Here is a 19,030-nt window from a genome sequence, read left to right as displayed (position 1 = left end):
GCATGGAGTCCCGCGCCCCACAGGGCCGTCCTCGCTCCACGGCCGGCCCTGTGCAAGCTCTTCGGACGCGAGACCAGAGGAACAACAGTGAGTCAGATCATTCGTCGGATCGGAGCATCCCCGCGTGCCAGAGGCAGCGTGAGCGGAGCCAACTGCCCCGACATCTTCGAGTTGTCCGACGGCAACTTCGCCGTGATCGGCACGGACGCCACGGACTCGCTGGACCCGGAGCTGCCCTCGGACGCGTCCCGTGCCGACTACGAGCGCATCGTGGTCATCAGCAGGGAGACCCTGGTCCGCGCGAAGGCCGACATTCCCGACGCGTGAGGGACGTGGTCGCCCCCGGCAGCCGATCAGGCGGCCCCGACGCCCGGACAGGGTTCGCGGACGCGCGGTCGGCCTTCCCGGCCTCCGGGCCCGGCACCGCCCCCGCGCGGCGCCGGGCCCGGCCCGTTCGGCGTTCCCGCCACCGGTCCCTCCGGGGGACGCACGCCTCAGGCGGCCACCGGTGGCACCGCGACGGGCGGCACCGGGCCCACGTACCGCGCCACCGGCCGGATGATCTTCGGGTCCTCCGCCTGCTCCACGATATTGGCGCTCCAGCCCACCACCCGCGCCGCGGCGAAGGTCGGCGTGAACATCTCGCGCGGCAGACCGCACAGCTCCATGACCAGGCCCGCGTAGAACTCGACGTTGGTGTGCAGTTCCCGGCCGGGCTTCAGCTCGGCGAGCACCGCCTCCACGCCCCGCTCGACCTGGACGGCGAAGTCCACCCGCGCGCCCCCGAAGCCCTGCGCGATCTCGCGGAGCATCCGCGAGCGAGGGTCCTCGGTGCGGTAGACGGCGTGCCCGAAGCCCATGATGCGGTCGCCGGCGAGGACACGCTCACGCACCCAGCCGTCGATGCGGTCCGGGGTGCCGATGGCGTCCAGGGTGTCGAGCGCCCGGCTGGGAGCACCGCCGTGCAGCGGCCCGGACAGGGCGCCGACGGCCCCGACGAGGCAGGCCGCGACGTCCGCTCCCGTGGACGCGATCACACGTCCGGTGAAGGTTGATGCATTGAATCCGTGATCAATAGTTGAGATCAAGTATTGCTCGATCGCCCTGGTCCGCTGGGCGTCCGGCTCCTCACCCGTCAACATGTACAGGTAGTTGGCGGCGTGGGACAGGTCCTCCCGCGGCGGGACCGGCTCAAGTCCCTCGCCCAGCCGGTGCAGTGCGGTCAGCAGGGTCGGGACGGCGGCGGCCGCCGTCACGGCGTCCTCGCGGCGCTGCGCGGTGTCGATGTCGTACACCGGACGGAAGCCGTGGGCGGCGCCCAGCAGCGAGAGCGCGGTGCGCAGGCCGGCGAGCGGTCCGGAGCGTCCGCCGACCGCGGCGACGGCGGGCAGCGCGGCGGCCACCTGATCCGGCAGACGCCGCAGCGCGGCCGTCCGGGCGGCGAACGCGGCGCTCTGCTCGGCGTCGGGGAGCTCACCGTGGACCAGGAGATACCAGACGTCCTCGAAGCCGCGGGTCCGCGCGAGTTCGACGGCCGAGTACTGGCGGTAGTGGTAGAAGCCCTCGCGTCCCCGTACGTCGCCGATCTGGGTCTCGGTGACGACGACGCCGGAGAGTCCTCGCGGTACGTCGACAAGGGGTGCTGCGGACCGGTTGACGGACATGTTTTCCTCCCTGGACTTGATTCGACTGTCCATGGTTGACTCATTGCCTGTCAATATTGATTCGATCAATGCATCATCAACCTGTCAGCGATGCGGATACGGTGACCCCCATGCGCGATCAGCAAGCCGGTGCCGGCCCCTCGGAGCGACGGCTGAGCACCAAGGAGGCCGCCGAGGTGCTCGGCGTGAAGCCCGAGACCGTGTACGCGTACGTCAGCCGCGGACAGCTCAGCAGCAGGCGCGCGCCGGGCGGCCGGGGCAGCACCTTCGCCGCCGAGGAGGTCCAGGCGCTCGCGCGGCGCAACAGGCGGGACAGCGCGGCGAGTACGCCGGCCGGGGGCGAGCTGTCGGTGCGTACGCGCATCACGCTGATCGAGGAGGACCGGTACTACTTCCGGGGCGTGGACGCGACCGAGCTGGCCGCGCGGCACTCCTACGAGGAGATCGCCGAGTGGCTGTGGACCGGGCGGATGCGCCCGGGGACCGCCTTCGCCGCCCCCGCGGCCTCGGTGTCCGTGGCCCGCCGCGCGGTCGACGCGCTGCCCGAACACGCCGGGCCCGCCGATCGGTTGCGGGTCGCCGCGATCGCCGCGGCCACCGCCGACCCGCTGCGGTTCGACCTGTCCGAGGACGCCGTGCTCGGCACCGCGCGCACCCTCATCCCGACCCTCGTCGCCGCCCTGCCCGCGGTGACGGGCGCCCGCCACGACGACGGCCCGTTGGCGCGGCGGCTGTGGACCCGGCTGTCGGGCAGGCGTCCCGACGAGGCGTCACTGCGCGTCCTGGACACCGCACTCGGCCTGCTGGCCGACCACGACCTGGCCGCCTCCACGCTCGCGGTCCGCGTCGCCGCCTCGGCCCGCGCGCACGCCTACGCGGCGGTCTCGGCGGGCCTCGGCGTGATCGAGGGCCCGTTGCACGGCGCGGCCAGCGGGCTGGCCCACCGCATGCTGCTGGAGGTGCTCGACCAGGGCGACGCGGCCCCCGTGGTCGCCGACGAACTGCGCGCGGGGCGCCGGGTGCCCGGCCTCGGCCACCGGCTCTACTCCGGCGAGGACCCGCGCGCGAGCGCCCTCTTCGCCCTGCTCGCCGACGTCCCCGGCGCCGAACCCGCGCTCGCCGCCGCCCGGGACGTCGTGGCCACCGCCGCCCGGCACACCCCGCTGCACGCCAACGTGGACCTCGCCCTCGCCGTGCTCACGGTGTCCTCCGGGATGCTCGCCACCGCCGGCGAGACGATCTTCGCGGTGGCCCGTACCGCGGGCTGGATCGCCCACGCGATGGAGGAGTACGGCGAGCGCCCGCTGCGGATGCGCCCGAGCGGGCTCTACACGGGCCCGAGGCCGCCGCAGCCGCTCCCGGAGTAGGCGGACGGGGCAACGGGCGGGCGCGGAGCCCGGAGGACGAGAAACCCTCCGCGGGGGCTGGTCGCCGGGGCGCGGCCCCGTCGATCAGACCTCCCGGAGAGGCGGAGGACGAACCCCACCAGTCCCACTGGCATCAGGACATTGCGTGAGCCACGATCGGGACACGGACCGCGACGGGAGGTCACAGTGAGCCAAGTCAGGTTAGGCTCACCTCTGTGAGTACGTGTGCGACCGTCTCGCGGGACTTCGACGAGCCCGTTTCCGGGACCGCGGCCCCGGCCAAGACCTGGCTGTTGCTCGAACAGCCCGGCCCCTGGGGTGCCCGAGCGCTCACCTCCAGCCATCTCGACCCCGCCCTGGGGCGTGCCCTTGAGGCCGCCGCGAAGGGCACCGGCGTGCGGATCGCCCTGATCCGCCGCTCCGGGCGCCACGCCGACGGCCACACCCCCGCCAGGCGCCGGGTGTACGTGTCCCACACCGTGCCCGGCAGGGTGTGGCTGCGCGAGGCCACGACCGACGACCCGCGCCAACTGCTCGACCTCGACTTCGCCGCCCTCGGCCGGGGCGACCACAGCTCCTTCGACGCGGTCCTGAGCGGCCGGCCCCACACCGACGGCCCCCTGGCCCTGGTGTGCACCAACGGCAAGCGCGACCGCTGCTGCGCCCTGCTGGGCCGCCCGCTCGCGGCCGAGCTCACCGCCTCCGGGGTCGGCGGCGTCTGGGAGGTCACCCATCTGGGTGGTCACCGCTTCTCGCCCACGGTGCTGGTCCTGCCGTACGGATACGCCTACGGCCGCGCCGAGGCCCACACCGTCAGGGAGGTCCTGCACGGCGTCCGCGAGGGCCGGATCGTCGTGGACGGCTGCCGCGGGGCTTCCGCCTGGGAGCGCCCCGGACAGGCCGCCGAGCTGGCCGTGCGCGAGGCGGTGGGCGAGTACGCGGCCGAGGCACTGACCGTCGTACGGACGGACGGCGCGGCCCCGCGCTGGGAGATCACCGTCGGGCACGTCGACGGACGGCACTGGCGGGTGACCGTCGCCCAGGGCGCGTCCCTTCCGCCCCGCCCGGAGAGCTGCGGGACGTCGATCCTCGGAGCGCCCGCGCGGATGGACGTGGTCTCCGTACGCGAACTGGCGACGGCCGCACTGGCGAGCTGAGGCCCGCGAGCCGCCGCCCGGCGTCGGCCCGCCTTGGGGCGCCACGGCACGACCGCACCACCGCACCACCGCACCACCGCACCACCGCACCACCGCACCACCGCACCACCGCACCACCGCACCCACACATTGATCAACACACCGGCCTTGATCAAGAGATCAACCGCACACCATTGCGGCAGCCCGGCCCCGTCCACGTACCGTCATGGGTATGAGCTCCACTCCCCCCGCACGCCGCCTGCGGCTCGGCCTGCCGCGCCGGGTGTTCTCGCAGGTGCTGCTCATGCAGGTGGCGATCGCCGCGGGAGTCGCGGTGCTCGCCACCGGCCTGTTCCTCGCGCCGCTCAGCGACCAGCTGGACGACCAGGCGATGCGCCGCGCCCTGGCCATCGCGCAGACGACGGCCGCGCAGCCGCAGCTCGCCGAGGAGGTCGCGAGCACGCCCCCGACGGCCGACGGTCCCGTGCAGCGCGAGGCCGAGCGGATCCGGGAGGCGACGGGGGCCGAGTACATCGTCGTGATGGACCGCCGCGGCGTGCGCTGGTCGCACACCGAGCCCTCGGAGGTCGGCCGCCGGGTCTCGACCGACCCCAGTCAGGCCCTGTCCGGCCATGAGGTCATGGAGATCGACGAGGGCACCCTGGGCCGCTCCGCGCGCGGCAAGGTGCCGTTGCGCGACAGCGAGGGCGAGATCGTGGGGGCGGTCTCGGTCGGGATCGCGTACGACAGTGTCCGGGCGCGGCTGATCCACGCGATTCCGGGGCTGTTCGCCTACGCGGGCGGCGCTCTGGCCGTCGGCGCCCTGGCCGCGTGGCTCATCTCCCGCCGGGTGCAGCGGCAGACGCGGGACCTGGCCTTCTCCGACATCTCCGGGCTGCTCGCGGAGCGCGAGGCGATGCTGCACGGCATCCGGGAAGGGGTCGTCGCCCTGGACCGCGCCGGCCGTATCCGGCTGCTGAACGACGAGGCGCAGCGTCTGCTGGGCATCGGGGAGGAGTCCGTGGGCCGCTCCCCGGACGAGGCGCTCGGGGCGGGACGTACGGCCGACGTGCTGGCGGGCCGGGTCACCGGCACCGATCTGCTGACGGTCAGCGGTCCGCGCGTGCTGGTCGCCAACCGCATGCCGACCGACGACGGCGGCGCCGTGGCCACCCTGCGCGACCGCACCGAGCTGGAGCAGCTCGGCCGGGAGCTGGACTCGACGCGTGGCCTGATCGACGCCCTGCGCGCCCAGGACCACGAGCACGCCAACCGTATGCACACCCTGCTGGGTCTGCTGGAGCTGGAGATGTACGACGACGCCGTGGAGTTCGTCGGCGAGGTCGTCGGCGACCACCGGGCCACGGCCGAGCAGGTCACCGAGCGGATCCACGATCCGCTGCTGGCCGCGGTCCTGGTCGGCAAGGCCACCGTCGCGGCCGAGCGCGGGGTGGCCCTGTGGGTGTCGGACCGCACCCGGCTCCCGGACCGGCTGGTGGACCCCCGTGGGCTGGTCACCGTCGTCGGCAACCTGGTGGACAACGCCCTGGACGCCGCCGCGGGCACCCCGCACGCGCGCGTGGAGGTCGAACTGCACACGGAGGGACGCGCGGTCGTGCTCCAGGTACGCGACACAGGTCCCGGTGTCCCGCCGGAGCGGCGGGAACTGATCTTCACGGAGGGCTGGTCCACCAAGGAGCGCCCGGCGCACCGGGAGCGCGGCCTCGGGCTGTCCCTGGTGCGCAGGCTCGCCGAGCGCCAGGGCGGCAGCGCGACCGTGGGCGAGGCGCCCGGCGGGGGCGCGGAGTTCACCGTCGTGCTGCCCGAGGCGCTGGCCGAGCCGGACCTGGAGGCCGCCGTGTCCGTGCCGTCCGTCGAGCGGGCGGGTGCCGAGGAGGAGTCCCGATGATCGAGGTCCTGGTCGTGGACGACGACACCAGGGTGGCGCGCGTGAACGCCGCGTACGTCGAGAAGGTGCCGGGGTTCCATGTCGCGGGCGAGGCGCACAGCGCGGCCGAGGCACTGCGCCGGCTGGAGGAGCTGCCCCGCCTCGACCTGGTCCTCATGGACCACTATCTGCCGGACGAGACGGGCCTGGAGGTCGTCCGGGAGATGCGCCGGCGCGGGCACCGCACGGACGTGATCATGGTGACCGCGGCACGGGACGTCTCCACGGTCCAGGAGGCCATGCGGCAGGGGGCGTTGCAGTACCTGGTCAAGCCGTTCGCGTTCCAGGGGTTGCGCAGCAAGCTGGAGGCGTACGCCCAGCTGCGCCGCACTCTGGACGGCGGCGGTGAGGCCGAGCAGGCCGAGGTCGACCGGATCTTCGGCGCGCTGTCCGCGCCGACGGAGCCCGATCTGCCCAAGGGCCACTCCCCCACCACCGCCGAGCTGGTGCGTCAGGCGCTGATGCACGCCGACGGCCCGCTGTCGGCCCAGGAGATCGCCGAGCGCACGGGAGTGAGCCGGCAGACCGCCCAGCGCTATCTGAAGCTCCTGGAGCGCACGGGCCGCGCCACGCTGACCCTGAAGTACGGCGACGCGGGCCGCCCCGAGCACCGGTACGTCTGGGCGACCCGGTCCTGACCCGCGCCGGTACGGCGGCTACGCGGCCCCCGCCCCGGTGAGCGAGCGCACCTCGGTCTCCGCGTGCTTGGCCTCGTCCGCCTCCTCCGCGGAGGTGACCGTGCCGACCCAGCCGGCGAGGAAGCCCAGCGGGATGGACACAAGACCCGGGTTCTCCAGCGGGAAGACCTGGAAGTCGACGCCGGGGAACAGCGCGCCGGGGCTGCCGGACACCACGGGCGACAGCAGCACCAGCAGCAGGGCCGGGATCAGCCCGCCGTACACCGACCAGACGGCACCGCGTGTGGTGAAGCCGCGCCAGAACAGCGAGTAGAGCAGCACCGGCAGGTTCGCGGACGCGGCGACGGCGAAGGCGAGGCCGACGAGGAACGCCACGTTCAGATCCCTGGCCAGCAGGCCCAGCGCGATCGCGACCACGCCGACGCCCACCGCGGCGATCCGGGCCACCGCGACCTCGCTGCGCGGCTCGGCGTGCCGGCGCCGCAGGGAGGCATAGAGGTCGTGGGCCACGGACGCCGACGAGGCGAGGGTGATCCCGGCGACGACCGCGAGGATGGTGGCGAAGGCGACGGCGGCGACGATCGCGAAGAGAACCGTTCCGCCCGTGGAGTCCGCACCGCCGCCCAGATCGAGCGCGAGCAGCGGTACGGCGGTGTTGCCGGCCGCGTTGGAGCCGCGTACGGCGTCCGGTCCGACGATCGCGGCCGCGCCGAAGCCGAGCACGATGGTCATCAGGTAGAAGCCGCCGATGAGCCCGATCGCCCAGACCACCGACCGCCGGGCGGCCCGCGCGGTGGGCACGGTGTAGAACCGCGACAGGATGTGCGGCAGCCCGGCCGTGCCCAGCACGAGGGCCAGGCCGAGGCTGATGAAGTCGAACCGCGCGGTCCAGTCCCCGCCGTACTTGAGTCCGGGTGCCAGGAACTTCTCGCCGTGCCCGCTGCGCTCGGCCGCGCTGCGCAGCAGGTGGTCGAAGTCCCCGTGGAACCGCACGAGGACGAGCACGGTCAGGGCGACCGCCCCGCCCATGAGCAGGACCGCCTTGACGATCTGGATCCAGGTGGTGGCCCGCATCCCTCCCCACGACACATAGATCACCATGAGCGCGCCGACCCCGACGACCGTCCATGCCTGCGCCGCCTCGCTCGTACCGCCCAGCAGCAGCGCGACCAGGCTGCCCGCCCCCACCATCTGCGCCACCAGATAGAGAACGGACACGACGACCGAGGAAGTTCCCGCCGCGATCCGCACCGGCCGCTCGCGCATGCGCGCGGCGACCACGTCGGCGAGGGTGAAGCGCCCGCAGTTGCGTACCAGTTCGGCGACCAGCAGCAGGACCAGGAGCCAGGCGACCAGGAAGCCCACCGAGTACAGCAGTCCGTCGTAGCCGTACAGGGCGATCAGTCCGGAGATGCCGAGGAAGGAGGCCGCCGACATGTAGTCGCCGGCGATGGCAAAACCATTCTCCATGGGCGAGAAGAGCCGTCCGCCGACGTAGAACTCCTCGGCGGAGCCGTGCCGGTCGCGGCTCACCCAGGTGGTGATCCCGAGGGTGACGGCGACGAACGCGCTGAACAGCACCAGTGCCAGGGTCTGATGATCGTCCGTCACAGGCCACCGCCTCGGGCGCCGCGGGTCAGTTCCTGGGTGTCCCAGCGCAGTTCGAGTGCCGCACGGTCCCGGCGCAGCCGGGCGTGGCGGGCGTAGGCCCAGGTGAGGGCGAAGGTGGTGAGGAACTGCGCGAGCCCGGCGAGCATCGCCACGTTCACCGCGCCGACGACCGGCCGGGCCATCAGTCCGGGCGCGGTCGTGGCCGCCACGAGGTAGCCCAGGTACCAGACGAGGAAGCCGATGACAGCCGGGACGACGAAGCCGCGGTAGCGGCTGCGCACCTCCTGGAAGGCGGCGCTGCGCTGGACCACGAGGTACGCGTCGGCCGCCGCGAGGGCCCCGTCGCGGTCTCCCACGCGCGCGTGGGGCACGGCGCCCACGGCCTCGTCCGACTCGCCCCAGTCCGCGGCGAGCGCGTCGTACCAGGGGTCGTCGTAGCCCACCGGCCCGGAGGCGTCGGCGGGCGGCCGTTCCCGGACCTCGTGACGGTCCGCCGTTCTGCGGGGACCGTCCCCGCCCGCGCGGGGACGGCCGTTGGTTGAGTGCATGCCCAAGGATGGACAGAACGGGAAGATCCCCGGCTCTTCTTCCTCGGGCTGTTCACCCCTTCAGGTGACGTGTCCCCCGCGCGGGAGCGGGACGGTCAGGCGTCGATACGGGAGCGGTCGAGCGTCGCGGCCGAGCTGGAGATGAACTCCTTGCGCGGCGCCACGTCGTTGCCCATGAGCAGGTCGAAGACCTGTTCGGCGGCCTCCAGGTCGGACAGGTTGATCCGGCGCAGGGTGCGGTGGCGCGGGTCCATGGTGGTCTCGGCCAGCTGGTCGGCGTCCATCTCGCCCAGACCCTTGTAGCGCTGGATGGAGTCCTTGTAGCGGATGCCCTTGCTCTGGAACTCCATGAGGGTGTCGCGCAGCTCGCGGTCCGAGTACGTGTAGACGTACTTGTCCTGGCCCTTCTTGGGCTGGACGAGCTCGATCCGGTGCAGCGGCGGCACGGCGGCGAAGACCCGGCCGGCCTCGACCATGGGCCGCATGTAGCGCTGGAAGAGCGTCAGCAGCAGACAGCGGATGTGGGAGCCGTCCACATCGGCGTCGGTCATCATGATGATCTTGCCGTAGCGGGCCGCGTCGATGTCGAAGGTCCGGCCCGAGCCGGCTCCTATGACCTGGATGATCGCGCCGCACTCGGCGTTCTTCAGCATGTCGGTGACGGACGACTTCTGGACGTTGAGGATCTTGCCGCGGATCGGCAGCAGCGCCTGGAACTCGGAGTTCCGGGCGAGCTTGGCGGTGCCCAGCGCGGAGTCGCCCTCGACGATGAACAGCTCGCTGCGGTCGACGTCGTCGCTGCGGCAGTCGGCCAGCTTCGCGGGCAGCGACGAGGACTCCAGGGCCGTCTTACGGCGCTGGGCGTCCTTGTGCTGACGTGCGGCGATACGGGTACGGGCCGCGGCGACGACCTTCTCCAGGACCACCCGGGACTGCTGGGCCGCGTCCCGCTTGGTGGCGGTCAGGAACGCCTTGAGCTCCTTGGAGACCACGTTGTTCACGATGCGGCGGGCCGCCGAGGTGCCGAGCACCTCCTTGGTCTGCCCCTCGAACTGCGGCTCGGCGAGCCGGACGGTGACGACCGCGGTCAGGCCCTCCAGGGCGTCGTCCTTGACGACGTCGTCCTCGGCGACGCGCAGCAGCTTCTTGGCCCGCAGCACCTCGTTCACCGTCTTGGTGATCGCCTGCTCGAAACCGGCGACATGGGTGCCGCCCTTGGGAGTGGCGATGATGTTGACGAACGACCTGACGGTCGTCTCGTAGCCGGTCCCCCAGCGCAGGGCGACGTCGACACCGAGCTCGCGGGTGACCTCGGTGGGCGTCATCTGGCCGTGCTCGTCGAGGACGGGGACGGTCTCCTTGAAGGTGCCCTGGCCGGTGAAGCGGAGGATGTCGCAGATGCCCTTGTCGGCGGCCAGGTACTCGCAGAACTCGCTGATGCCGCCGTCGTAGCGGAAGGACTCCTCGCCCTTGCTGCCGCCCTCGCCCAGGCCGTACTCGTCGCGGACGACGATGGTCAGGCCGGGCACCAGGAACGCGGTCTGCCGGGCGCGCTGGTGGAGGGTCTCCAGGTTGAGCTTGGCGTCCTTGAGGAAGATCTGGCGGTCGGCCCAGTAGCGCACGCGCGTGCCGGTACGGGTCTTGGGCAGCTTCTTGGTCTTGCGCAGTCCGCCCTTGGCCTCGAACTTCGCGTCCGGGCCGATCGCCGCGAAGACGCCCGGCACACCGCGCCGGAAGCTGATGGCGTGGGTGTGGCCGCCGCGGTCGACCTCGACGTCGAGGCGCGCGGACAGGGCGTTGACCACAGAGGCGCCGACGCCGTGCAGACCGCCGGAGGCGGCGTAGGAGCCGCCGCCGAACTTGCCGCCCGCGTGGAGCTTGGTCATGACAACCTCGACGCCGGACAGGCCGGTCTTGGGCTCGACGTCGACCGGGATGCCCCGGCCGTTGTCACGCACCTCCACCGAGGCGTCGTCGTGGAGGATCACCTCGATGTGGTCGCAGTAGCCCCCGAGGGCCTCGTCCACGGAGTTGTCGATGATCTCCCACAGGCAGTGCATCAGACCGCGGCTGTCGGTGGATCCGATGTACATGCCCGGGCGCTTGCGTACGGCCTCGAGGCCCTCGAGGACGAGCAGGTGCCGCGCGGTGTAGTTGGAACCGTCCCGGTCTGCTCCTGCCAGCAGCGCTGTGGACGGCACGGACGTCTCGGCGGTCACGCGGTTCGCTCCTCGCTGAATTTCAGGTGGTGCCCTTCTGGGTAAGGGCGGGGCTTCGGTTGCCGCACAGAGGGTACCGAGCCCTGGTAGAGCCGTTGTAACGCCACCCTCACACGGGACACAGACTAGTCCAGGCTCGTATAGGTGTTCGATCCCTCGATGGGGTGAAGTACATATCACGTTCCCTTCGGCGCATGAACCATTTAGGCTCCGGGCACGTCCTCATGAACAACCGGCAAGCCAGCCGGAGGACCGGACACCACGACCAGACCACGACTGACAGCGCGAACCCGTACGACACAGAGACACGCACTACGGCACATTCGCCGCCAACCGGCAGCAGACAACCACTCGGAAAGATTTTTTCCAGAGAAAGCCCCGAGCGGGAACGAATCCGGGCTGGTTGGATGTTGACCCTGGTACGACAGCTCGTCGAGCTAGAGAAGAGGCGACGTGACTACTGTTCTGACCCCCGCGAGCCCGCTGACGGCCGCTGATCGCTGCGACCGCTGCGGCGCCCAGGCATACCTGCGCGTCGTCCTGCTGAGCGGCGGAGAACTGCTCTTCTGCGCCCACCACGGTCGCAAGTTCGAGCCGGAACTCAAGAAGATCGCCGCTGAGATACAGGACGAGACGGAGCGGCTGACGGCCGTTCCCAACACCGCCTCCGAAGAAGAGCGCTGACCTTTCGCGGCCACGACGAGCCAGCACCGGCCAGACCGGTGGACGGGCGGCGGCCCCTGGTCCTCAGGGGCCGCCGCCCGTGCTCGTGAGCCGCGTGACCCGCCGCTCCTGCCGCGCGGGCCGCAGTGACGCGGCCAGGCCCCCTCAGGCGCCTCCAGCGGTGCCCGCGGCCCCCTCGTCACCCCATCCCAGCGTCCGGACGACCTCGGACACGCGCGTGTAGACGCCAGGGCTGCCGGCCCGGCCGCACCCGCTCCCCCAGGACACCAGCCCGATCAGGCGCCCCTGGGCGACCAGCGGTCCCCCGCTGTCCCCCTGACAGGCGTCCGGCCCGCCCTCCGGTTCACCGGCGCACACCATGCTGTCGGCCTGGTAGGCGCCCTCCACGCTGCCCGGATACGCCTCGCTGCACATCCGGTCCGCCAGCACCTGCACATCGGCGGCGCGCAGGCTGTACGCGTAGTCGCCGGATCCCGTGACATCACCCCACCCGAAGACCTTCGCGGCCGTGCCCGGCGTGTAGGCGGGATCGCCCGCGCCCGCCATGGGGGCCACCGCGTCCTGCGCTACCGAGTCGGCGAGTCTGAGCACGGCGAAGTCCCCGGCGTTGCTGCCGCTGTCGTAGCCCGGGTTCACCCAGACCTCCCGCACCGCGATCTCCTGCCCGTCCCGCGTTCTGAGATCGGTGCGCCCCGTGATCACCTTGAGATCGCGCACGCGCTCCGGTGGCCCCCCGAGGACCTGCTGGCTCAGGCAGTGGGCCGCGGTCAGGACGGTGGTCCGCCCGACCGCCACACCGCCGCAGAACTGTCCCGCGCGCGTACCGCCGAACCGGTCACGGCTGGACAGCGCGACCGTCCAGGGACCCTGGGAGATGTCGACGGGGTATCCGCCCACCACCACACCACGGGCGGCCGTGGGGGCGGCGGACATCAGCGGTATGGCGGTCACCGCGGCCGCCAGGACCAGCGGCCGGGCCAGGGCTCGGACAAAGGGGCGACGCATACATGCTCCTCACTCAAGGTGTTTCATCGGACACTCAGAGTGTTCCAGGGTCACGCGCGCCGCACCCGCGCCACAGCAAAGGGCCCGGCTCCCTCTCGGGAACCGGGCCCTGACCGTCGTACGACCGCGACCTAGTCGAGGTAGTCGCGCAGCACCTGCGAACGGGACGGGTGGCGCAGCTTCGACATGGTCTTGGACTCGATCTGGCGGATGCGCTCACGCGTGACGCCGTAGACCTTGCCGATCTCGTCGAGGGTCTTCGGCTGACCGTCGGTGAGACCGAAGCGCATGGAGACGACGCCCGCCTCGCGCTCGGACAGGGTGTCGAGGACGGAGTGCAGCTGCTCCTGGAGGAGCGTGAAGCTGACCGCGTCGGCCGGGACGACGGCCTCGGAGTCCTCGATGAGGTCACCGAACTCGCTGTCGCCGTCCTCGCCGAGCGGGGTGTGCAGCGAGATGGGCTCGCGGCCGTACTTCTGGACCTCGATGACCTTCTCCGGGGTCATGTCGAGCTCCTTGGCCAGCTCCTCCGGGGTGGGCTCGCGGCCCAGGTCCTGGAGCATCTGGCGCTGCACGCGCGCGAGCTTGTTGATGACCTCGACCATGTGCACCGGGATACGGATGGTGCGGGCCTGGTCGGCCATGGCGCGGGTGATCGCCTGACGGATCCACCAGGTGGCGTACGTGGAGAACTTGTAGCCCTTGGTGTAGTCGAACTTCTCGACCGCGCGGATCAGACCGAGGTTGCCCTCCTGGATGAGGTCCAGGAAGAGCATGCCGCGGCCGGTGTAGCGCTTGGCGAGGGAGACCACGAGGCGGAGGTTGGCCTCCAGCAGGTGGTTCTTGGCGCGGCGGCCGTCCTCGGCGATGATCTCCAGCTCGCGCTTGAGCTTGGGGGCCAGCTTGTCGGCGTTGGACAGCTTGTCCTCGGCGAAGAGGCCCGCCTCGATGCGCTTGGCGAGCTCGACCTCCTGCTCGGCGTTGAGCAGGGGGACCTTGCCGATCTGCTTGAGGTAGTCCTTGACCGGGTCGGCGGTGGCACCGGCGGCGGCGACCTGCTGCGCGGGCGCGTCGTCCTCGTCCTCGTCGGAGAGGACGAAGCCGGCGCTCTCGGTGCCCTCCGGCTCGTCGCCGACCTTGGCGTCCTCCAGGACCTCTTCCTCGATGAGCTCGGGGTCGTCCTTCTTGGCCGTGGTCTTCTTCGCCGCGGTCTTCTTGGCGGTGGTCTTCTTGGCGGCCGCCTTCTTGGCGGTGGTCTTCTTCGCCGCTGCCTTCTTGGCGGGCGCGGCTTCCTCGGCGGGGTCGACGGCGGGGTCCGCGGCAGGCGCAGCCGGGGCAGCGGCCGTGGTGGCGGTGGCCTTCCTCGTGGTCACCGTCTTCGCCGCGACCGTCTTGGTGGCGGTGCGCTTGGCCGGACTCTTCGCTGCGACGCTCTTTCGGGTGCGCTTGGGCTCTGCGGCACTGACCATCAGCGTCACACCCTCTTCCTCGAGGATCTGGTTGAGGCTGCGCAGTACGTTCTTCCACTGAGTGGCCGGAATCTGGTCAGCTTCGAAGGCCCGACGCACGTCATCGCCGGCGATCTGCCCCTCAGCCTTTCCCCGCTCAATGAGCGCCATGACAGAGACGGACTCGGCGATCTCCGGCGGGAGCGTACGGGATGTGCTGGCCGACACGAACAACCTCTCGGAACGTTGGAAAACGGCTTCCGGCCCCGTCCACGGCGGACAGGAGCCGACCGCCGGCTTGGGGATGGGCCGACGGCGCGGGCGGGGGCCGGGAAGATGCACAGCGCCTTTCATGGCGTCCGTATTCCCTCCGCGGCTGTCACCTCTTAGGTCATCGCGCAGCTTCCCCGAGCGTTACGCCCAATCCGCGTGGCCCGAGTCACACCCCGTAAGCACTCAAAAGCGGTCAGGTGTGGGCAAACAAGGCCAGTGTCGTGCGCGATCCGGACCGAGTCGGGCAGCGGCCCGTGCCTTCGCGCCGTCGGACCCCGCAGGAACCGGGGGGTCCTGCGGGGTCCGACGGGGAGCGGTCCGCCGTCCGGCGACGCCCCAGGAGGGGGGAGGCATCCCCGGCCGGGACCGCCCGTGGCGCGCGGTCAGTGCTCGCGCGGGGCGGGCACGACGCGCTCCACCTCTGGATGGACCGTGAGCAGCTGCCGCATGGCCGCCTCGGCCGCGGCGCCGTCGCCAGCGCCGAGGGCGTCGACGATCCGGCCGTGGTGCGCGAGCGATGCCTCGTTCGGCCGGTCACAGCCCGTGACCGGACCGCCGGAGACCTGGAGGGCCGCCGAGACGATCCCCGAGAGGTGCTCCAGCATGCGGTTGCCGGCGACCTGGATCAGCAGCGAGTGGAACTCGGCGTCGGCGCGCGAGAAGGTCAGCGCGTCGCCCTGCGCCATGGCGTGCCCCATGATCTCGACCATGTCGGCCAGCCGCTGCTGGACCTCCTCCCGGCCGTGCCCGGCCGCCAGGCGCGCGGCCAGCGGCTCGATCGTCCAGCGCAGCTCGCTGAGCTCGCGGCGCTGGTCGTCGCGCTGCGGCCCGAAGGCGCGCCATTCGATGATGTCCGGATCGAGGAGGTTCCAGTCACTGACGGGACGCACGCGCGTGCCCACGTTCGGGCGGGCGCTGACCAGGCCCTTGGCCTCCAGGACGCGCAGCGACTCGCGGACGACGGTGCGGGACACCTCGAAACGCTGGCCGATCTCCTCGGGCACCAGCGGGCGGTCGGCGCCCAGGTCGCCCGAGACGATCATCTGACCCAGCTGCTGGACGAGTTGGCCGTGCAGTCCGCGTCCGCGGCTGCCCGCGGCGCGCCGGCCCACGCGGCCCAGCTCGGGGTCCGCGCCCTCCCAGGCGGGGGGCCCGACACGGTCGGCGACGGGAGCCTCCGCGTAGGGGTAGCGGTCGAGTTCGCCCGGACCGGCGAGGCCGGCGTCGGCGGTGCGGGCGGGGGTCATCATGGTGTGCGCAAGGGTACTCACGGATCCTTTGTCGGCGCTGTCCTCAACTCCCTTGAGGGCTTTGGTGAAAAGCACACGAAAGGGTGATCGCTCACGGCGTCGCAATTGACGCCTTATCGGAAAGAAATGGGCGTTCTGCGGGGAGTTGTGCGCAGCCTGTGTCCGGAACCGCCCCGAACCCCGTCATCGCACCCTGCTGCGCACCGCCGTGAGCAGATACGCGCAGAACAACGCGGTGAGCGACAACGTCAGCGCACCACCCACAGGTTGACCGATCACCCGCGCCAGCCCGGCGAGATAGCGCTCTCCACCGAAGGGCCACTGCGACAGCAGCAGCTCCCGCAGCCGCATCGGAAACCCCGCGGCGGTTCGCACGGACGGTCCCTCCAGGACCTTGTGTACGAGCGGTACGACCACGACGGGCACCGCGACGACGGCCGCCAGCCCCGCCGTCGTCGACCGGAAGATCCCGGCCGCCAGCACACCGGCCCACGCACACCCGACCACCAGACCCACCCAACTCACACAGAGCGAAAGCCAGTCCGCGGGAACCTTCGCGAGCTCCCGTCCGTATACGAGATAGAGCACCTCGGCATCGCAGCCCACGGTCAGCACGGCCAGGACCAGGGCGGTCCCCGCGGAGACGAGGAGCTTGGCGGCCAACAGCCCGAGCCGCCGCGGCACCGTCCCGCGATCCGCCGCCAACGCGGGGTGGCGGAACTCGTCCCCGAACGCCAGCGCCCCCAGCAGCCCCGCCCCGAGCGCCGCCGGCGGAAGCGGCAGTTCCTGGGGCCACGCGGCGAGCAGCCGCGCCTGCGGTGTGTGCCCGACCCGCGCCGCGATCACGGCGGTCAGCGCGGAGACGACCAGGACGGCGGCGCCGGTGAGGAATCCCGTGCCGATGCCGGTCGCCCTGCGCAGTTCGTAGCGCAGGGGGCGGAGGGGGCTGGGGGCGGAGCGGACGGAGATGGGGGGTGGGAGGGAGGGGAGGGTGGGGAGGGGGTGGGGGGCGGGGGGAGACGAGGCGGTTGACTCGGCGGTTGACGCGGTGTCGGAGGCTGGGGTGGATGGGGTGGCTTGGGAGTCAGCTGATGCCTCTGTGGCTGATGTTGCCTGGGTGGCCTCCTCGTTCCTGGGGGCGGCTTCCGGCTGGACGCCCTTGCCGTCCGGAGATTCCGCTTGCGGGTGTCGGGCCTCGGCGGCGGAGAGGCTTGCCGGGGCGGCTTCGGTGGCGGTGCGCTGGGCACTGAGGGTGATGCGCTCCGGGCCGGATGTGGCACGGGCGGGATCCAGCGCGGTCGGCTCGGCCTCTTCGGTGCCCCTGGCCGCGAGGGCCCCCATGTCGCCGATCTCGTCGGCGAGTTGGTGGACGAGGATGCCGTGCCGGAAGGCGGTTTCGCCTACGTCGGCGCAGGTGCTGCCGTACACGAAGAGGCGGTTGCCGCCTTCTCGTACGACCTCGACGGAGCGCCGCGTGGTGCGGGCCTCCTTGGTGAGCAGGGCCGCGAGACGGGCGGCGTGCGGGGTGCGGACGGCGACGCGGGGGCGCAGGCGGGTCCGGGCGAAGTCCTGGGCGTCCTGGTCGGCGACGACCCTGCCCTGCTCGAGCGTGACGATCCGGTCGGCGGTGCGGGCGGCCTCCTTGGGGTCGGTGACGGTGAGGAGGACGGTGCCGCCCTGGGCCGCGTGGGCGCGCAGCACTCCGTAGAGCCAACGGCTTTCGCGCGCGGAGAGTCCGTCGGTCGGCTCGTCCAGGACCAGGGTGTGCGGGTCGGACAGCAGGGCGCAGCCGAGGCCGAGGCGGCGGTCCATGGCGCGCGAGAGGGTGCCGAGGCGTTCGTCGCGCAGGCTGACGAGGCCCACCACTTCGAGCACTTCGTCGGCCCGTCGCACGGGTACGCCCGCCGCGGCGCAGAGCATGCGCAGGTGCCCCCGCACGGTGCGGGCCGGGTGGCCGGGCACATCGCCCAGCAGCACCCCGACCTCGCGCGAGGGGTGGGCGATGCGGTGCAGGGGTCTGCCTCTGAAGTAGGTGATGCCGCGGCCCTGTTGGAGCTCAAGCATGAGTCTGAGGGCGGTCGTCCTGCCCGAACCCGGCGCCCCGAGCAGCGCGGTGAGACGGCCCGCGCGCGCTTCGAACGTGACGTCGTCGACGGCGGGCGGAAGGTCCTTGCGGGAGTTGCTGGTCAGTCCGAAGGCCTGGATCACCCGCAGCAAGATAGCGTGCTATGTCCGGTTTTTCGGGCATCGGGCGGTCTGCTGGTGGGGGTGCGACGACGTGGTCGCCCTCCTGCGCCCCTCGCCCCTCAGGTCGGCCGGTGTCGGCTCACACCTCGGGACGCAGCATCGGCGGGTTGAGCAGTGTGGCGCCTCCGGCCCGGAAGAGCTGGGCGGGGCGGCCGCCCTGGCGCGTGGTGGTACCACCCGTGGGCACCAGGAACCCCGGCGTACCCGTCACCTTGCGGTGGAAGTTGCGCGGATCGAGGGCCACGCCCCACACCGCCTCGTAGACCCGGCGCAGCTCGCCGACGGTGAACTCCGGCGGGCAGAACGCCGTCGCCAGCGACGAGTACTCGATCTTGGAGCGGGCCCGCTCGACTCCGTCGGCCAGGATCTGCGCGTGGTCGAAGGCGAGCGGCGCCACGGGTTCGCCGTCGCGGCCGTAGCCGCCCTGCTCCAGCAGTTCCTCGACCGGGGCCCAGCGGGCGTTGCTGGCGTCGCCTCCGGCGCGCGGCGCGGGCAGGTCGGGGGCGAGAGCGAGGTGCGCGACGCTCACCACACGCATCCGGGGGTCACGCTTGGGGTCGCCGTACGTCGCGAGCTGTTCCAGGTGGGCGCCGTTGTCCTGGACCGGTTCGGACGGGTCGTGGGCGTGCAGGCCGGTCTCCTCCACCAGCTCCCGTGCCGCGGCCTGCGCCAGATCCTCGTCGGCCCGCACGAAACCGCCGGGCAGTGCCCACCGTCCCTGGAACGGCGGCTCTCCCCTGCGCACCGCCAACGCGCACAGGGCATGGCGGCGCACGGTCAGCACGACCAGGTCCACGGTCACGGCGAAGGGCGGAAAGGCTGACGGGTCGTAGGGCATGCCGCGATCATAGTCGTCTTCCTGACGATAAACACTCCCTTCCTCGGCCTCGTCGCCGACTGATCGTCTCCGTGCGGGCCTGCGGGTCACGGTCGGGTGGTGGTGGGTGGCGGCCTGTGGTGACGCGGCCTGCCAGGCCGTGCCGGAGACCCGT

The 19,030-nt window shown here is 71.9% G+C and carries 15 protein-coding genes; 6 read left to right on the top strand and 9 right to left on the bottom strand.

Going from position 1 to position 19,030, the window contains the following annotated elements; genetic code table 11:
- The first annotated feature begins 99 nt into the window (after window positions 1-99).
- Window positions 100-327 (top strand): hypothetical protein, encoded by a 228-nt coding sequence (locus ACSU6M_RS25565; protein WP_437075338.1) that lies wholly within the window; start codon window positions 100-102, stop codon window positions 325-327.
- 167 nt (window positions 328-494) lie between these two features.
- Here the strand turns inward: ACSU6M_RS25565 and ACSU6M_RS25560 are convergent, their stop codons facing one another.
- Complete coding sequence (locus tag ACSU6M_RS25560) at window positions 495-1,664, bottom strand: citrate synthase (protein ID WP_437072611.1); 1,170 nt, start codon at window positions 1,662-1,664, stop codon at window positions 495-497.
- A 110-nt stretch (window positions 1,665-1,774) separates the two neighbouring features.
- Here ACSU6M_RS25560 and ACSU6M_RS25555 point away from each other — a divergent pair, with 110 nt between their 5' ends.
- The 4 genes from ACSU6M_RS25555 to ACSU6M_RS25540 all read left to right on the top strand — a co-directional run bounded on the left by ACSU6M_RS25555 (window position 1,775) and on the right by ACSU6M_RS25540 (window position 6,753).
- On the top strand, window positions 1,775-3,031 hold the full coding sequence (locus ACSU6M_RS25555) for a citrate/2-methylcitrate synthase (protein ID WP_437072609.1): 1,257 nt from the start codon (window positions 1,775-1,777) through the stop codon (window positions 3,029-3,031).
- A gap of 215 nt (window positions 3,032-3,246) precedes the next feature.
- Window positions 3,247-4,188: a sucrase ferredoxin gene (locus ACSU6M_RS25550; RefSeq protein ID WP_437072608.1), complete on the top strand. Its 942-nt coding sequence runs from the start codon at window positions 3,247-3,249 to the stop codon at window positions 4,186-4,188.
- Window positions 4,189-4,399: 211 nt separating this feature from the next.
- Window positions 4,400-6,076, top strand: coding sequence for an ATP-binding protein (locus ACSU6M_RS25545; protein ID WP_437072607.1), 1,677 nt, complete (start codon window positions 4,400-4,402; stop codon window positions 6,074-6,076).
- Complete coding sequence (locus ACSU6M_RS25540; RefSeq protein ID WP_437072605.1) at window positions 6,073-6,753, top strand: DUF7342 family protein; 681 nt, start codon at window positions 6,073-6,075, stop codon at window positions 6,751-6,753. Before ACSU6M_RS25545 ends, ACSU6M_RS25540 begins: the two co-directional genes overlap by 4 nt.
- A gap of 18 nt (window positions 6,754-6,771) precedes the next feature.
- Here the strand turns inward: ACSU6M_RS25540 and ACSU6M_RS25535 are convergent, their stop codons facing one another.
- The 3 genes from ACSU6M_RS25535 to ACSU6M_RS25525 form a co-directional block, all read right to left on the bottom strand.
- Window positions 6,772-8,364, bottom strand: coding sequence for a solute symporter family protein (locus ACSU6M_RS25535; RefSeq protein WP_437072604.1), 1,593 nt, complete (start codon window positions 8,362-8,364; stop codon window positions 6,772-6,774).
- Entirely contained in the window at window positions 8,361-8,912 is a 552-nt protein-coding gene (locus tag ACSU6M_RS25530) for a DUF485 domain-containing protein (protein WP_437072603.1), read from the bottom strand. Before ACSU6M_RS25530 ends, ACSU6M_RS25535 begins: the two co-directional genes overlap by 4 nt.
- 95 nt (window positions 8,913-9,007) lie before the next feature.
- Window positions 9,008-11,131 carry a DNA gyrase/topoisomerase IV subunit B gene (locus ACSU6M_RS25525; protein WP_437072602.1) on the bottom strand — a complete coding sequence of 708 codons (2,124 nt, stop codon included), beginning with the start codon at window positions 11,129-11,131 and terminating at the stop codon, window positions 9,008-9,010.
- 453 nt (window positions 11,132-11,584) lie between these two features.
- Here ACSU6M_RS25525 and ACSU6M_RS25520 point away from each other — a divergent pair, with 453 nt between their 5' ends.
- Complete coding sequence (locus ACSU6M_RS25520; RefSeq protein WP_171114502.1) at window positions 11,585-11,815, top strand: DUF7455 domain-containing protein; 231 nt, start codon at window positions 11,585-11,587, stop codon at window positions 11,813-11,815.
- 144 nt (window positions 11,816-11,959) lie between these two features.
- Here the strand turns inward: ACSU6M_RS25520 and ACSU6M_RS25515 are convergent, their stop codons facing one another.
- The 5 genes from ACSU6M_RS25515 to ACSU6M_RS25495 form a co-directional block, all read right to left on the bottom strand.
- Window positions 11,960-12,820 carry a S1 family peptidase gene (locus ACSU6M_RS25515; protein WP_437072600.1) on the bottom strand — a complete coding sequence of 287 codons (861 nt, stop codon included), beginning with the start codon at window positions 12,818-12,820 and terminating at the stop codon, window positions 11,960-11,962.
- 131 nt (window positions 12,821-12,951) lie between these two features.
- Window positions 12,952-14,496: an RNA polymerase sigma factor gene (locus ACSU6M_RS25510; protein ID WP_437072599.1), complete on the bottom strand. Its 1,545-nt coding sequence runs from the start codon at window positions 14,494-14,496 to the stop codon at window positions 12,952-12,954.
- 428 nt (window positions 14,497-14,924) lie between these two features.
- Window positions 14,925-15,812 (bottom strand): FadR/GntR family transcriptional regulator, encoded by an 888-nt coding sequence (locus ACSU6M_RS25505; RefSeq protein ID WP_437072598.1) that lies wholly within the window; start codon window positions 15,810-15,812, stop codon window positions 14,925-14,927.
- Between the two features lie 162 nt (window positions 15,813-15,974).
- The gene (locus tag ACSU6M_RS25500; protein WP_437072596.1) at window positions 15,975-17,999 is read right to left on the bottom strand and encodes an ATP-binding cassette domain-containing protein; all 2,025 of its coding nucleotides are present in this window, start codon (window positions 17,997-17,999) and stop codon (window positions 15,975-15,977) included.
- Window positions 18,000-18,117: 118 nt separating this feature from the next.
- The gene (locus ACSU6M_RS25495) at window positions 18,118-18,876 is read right to left on the bottom strand and encodes an NUDIX hydrolase (RefSeq protein ID WP_437072595.1); all 759 of its coding nucleotides are present in this window, start codon (window positions 18,874-18,876) and stop codon (window positions 18,118-18,120) included.
- Window positions 18,877-19,030: the final 154 nt, after the last annotated feature.

The organism is Streptomyces sp. enrichment culture (assembly GCF_964272895.1).
Classification (GTDB): domain Bacteria; phylum Actinomycetota; class Actinomycetes; order Streptomycetales; family Streptomycetaceae; genus Streptomyces.
The sequence above is the reverse complement of the archived record's forward strand: the minus strand, read 5'-3'. Positions and strand labels throughout refer to the sequence as shown.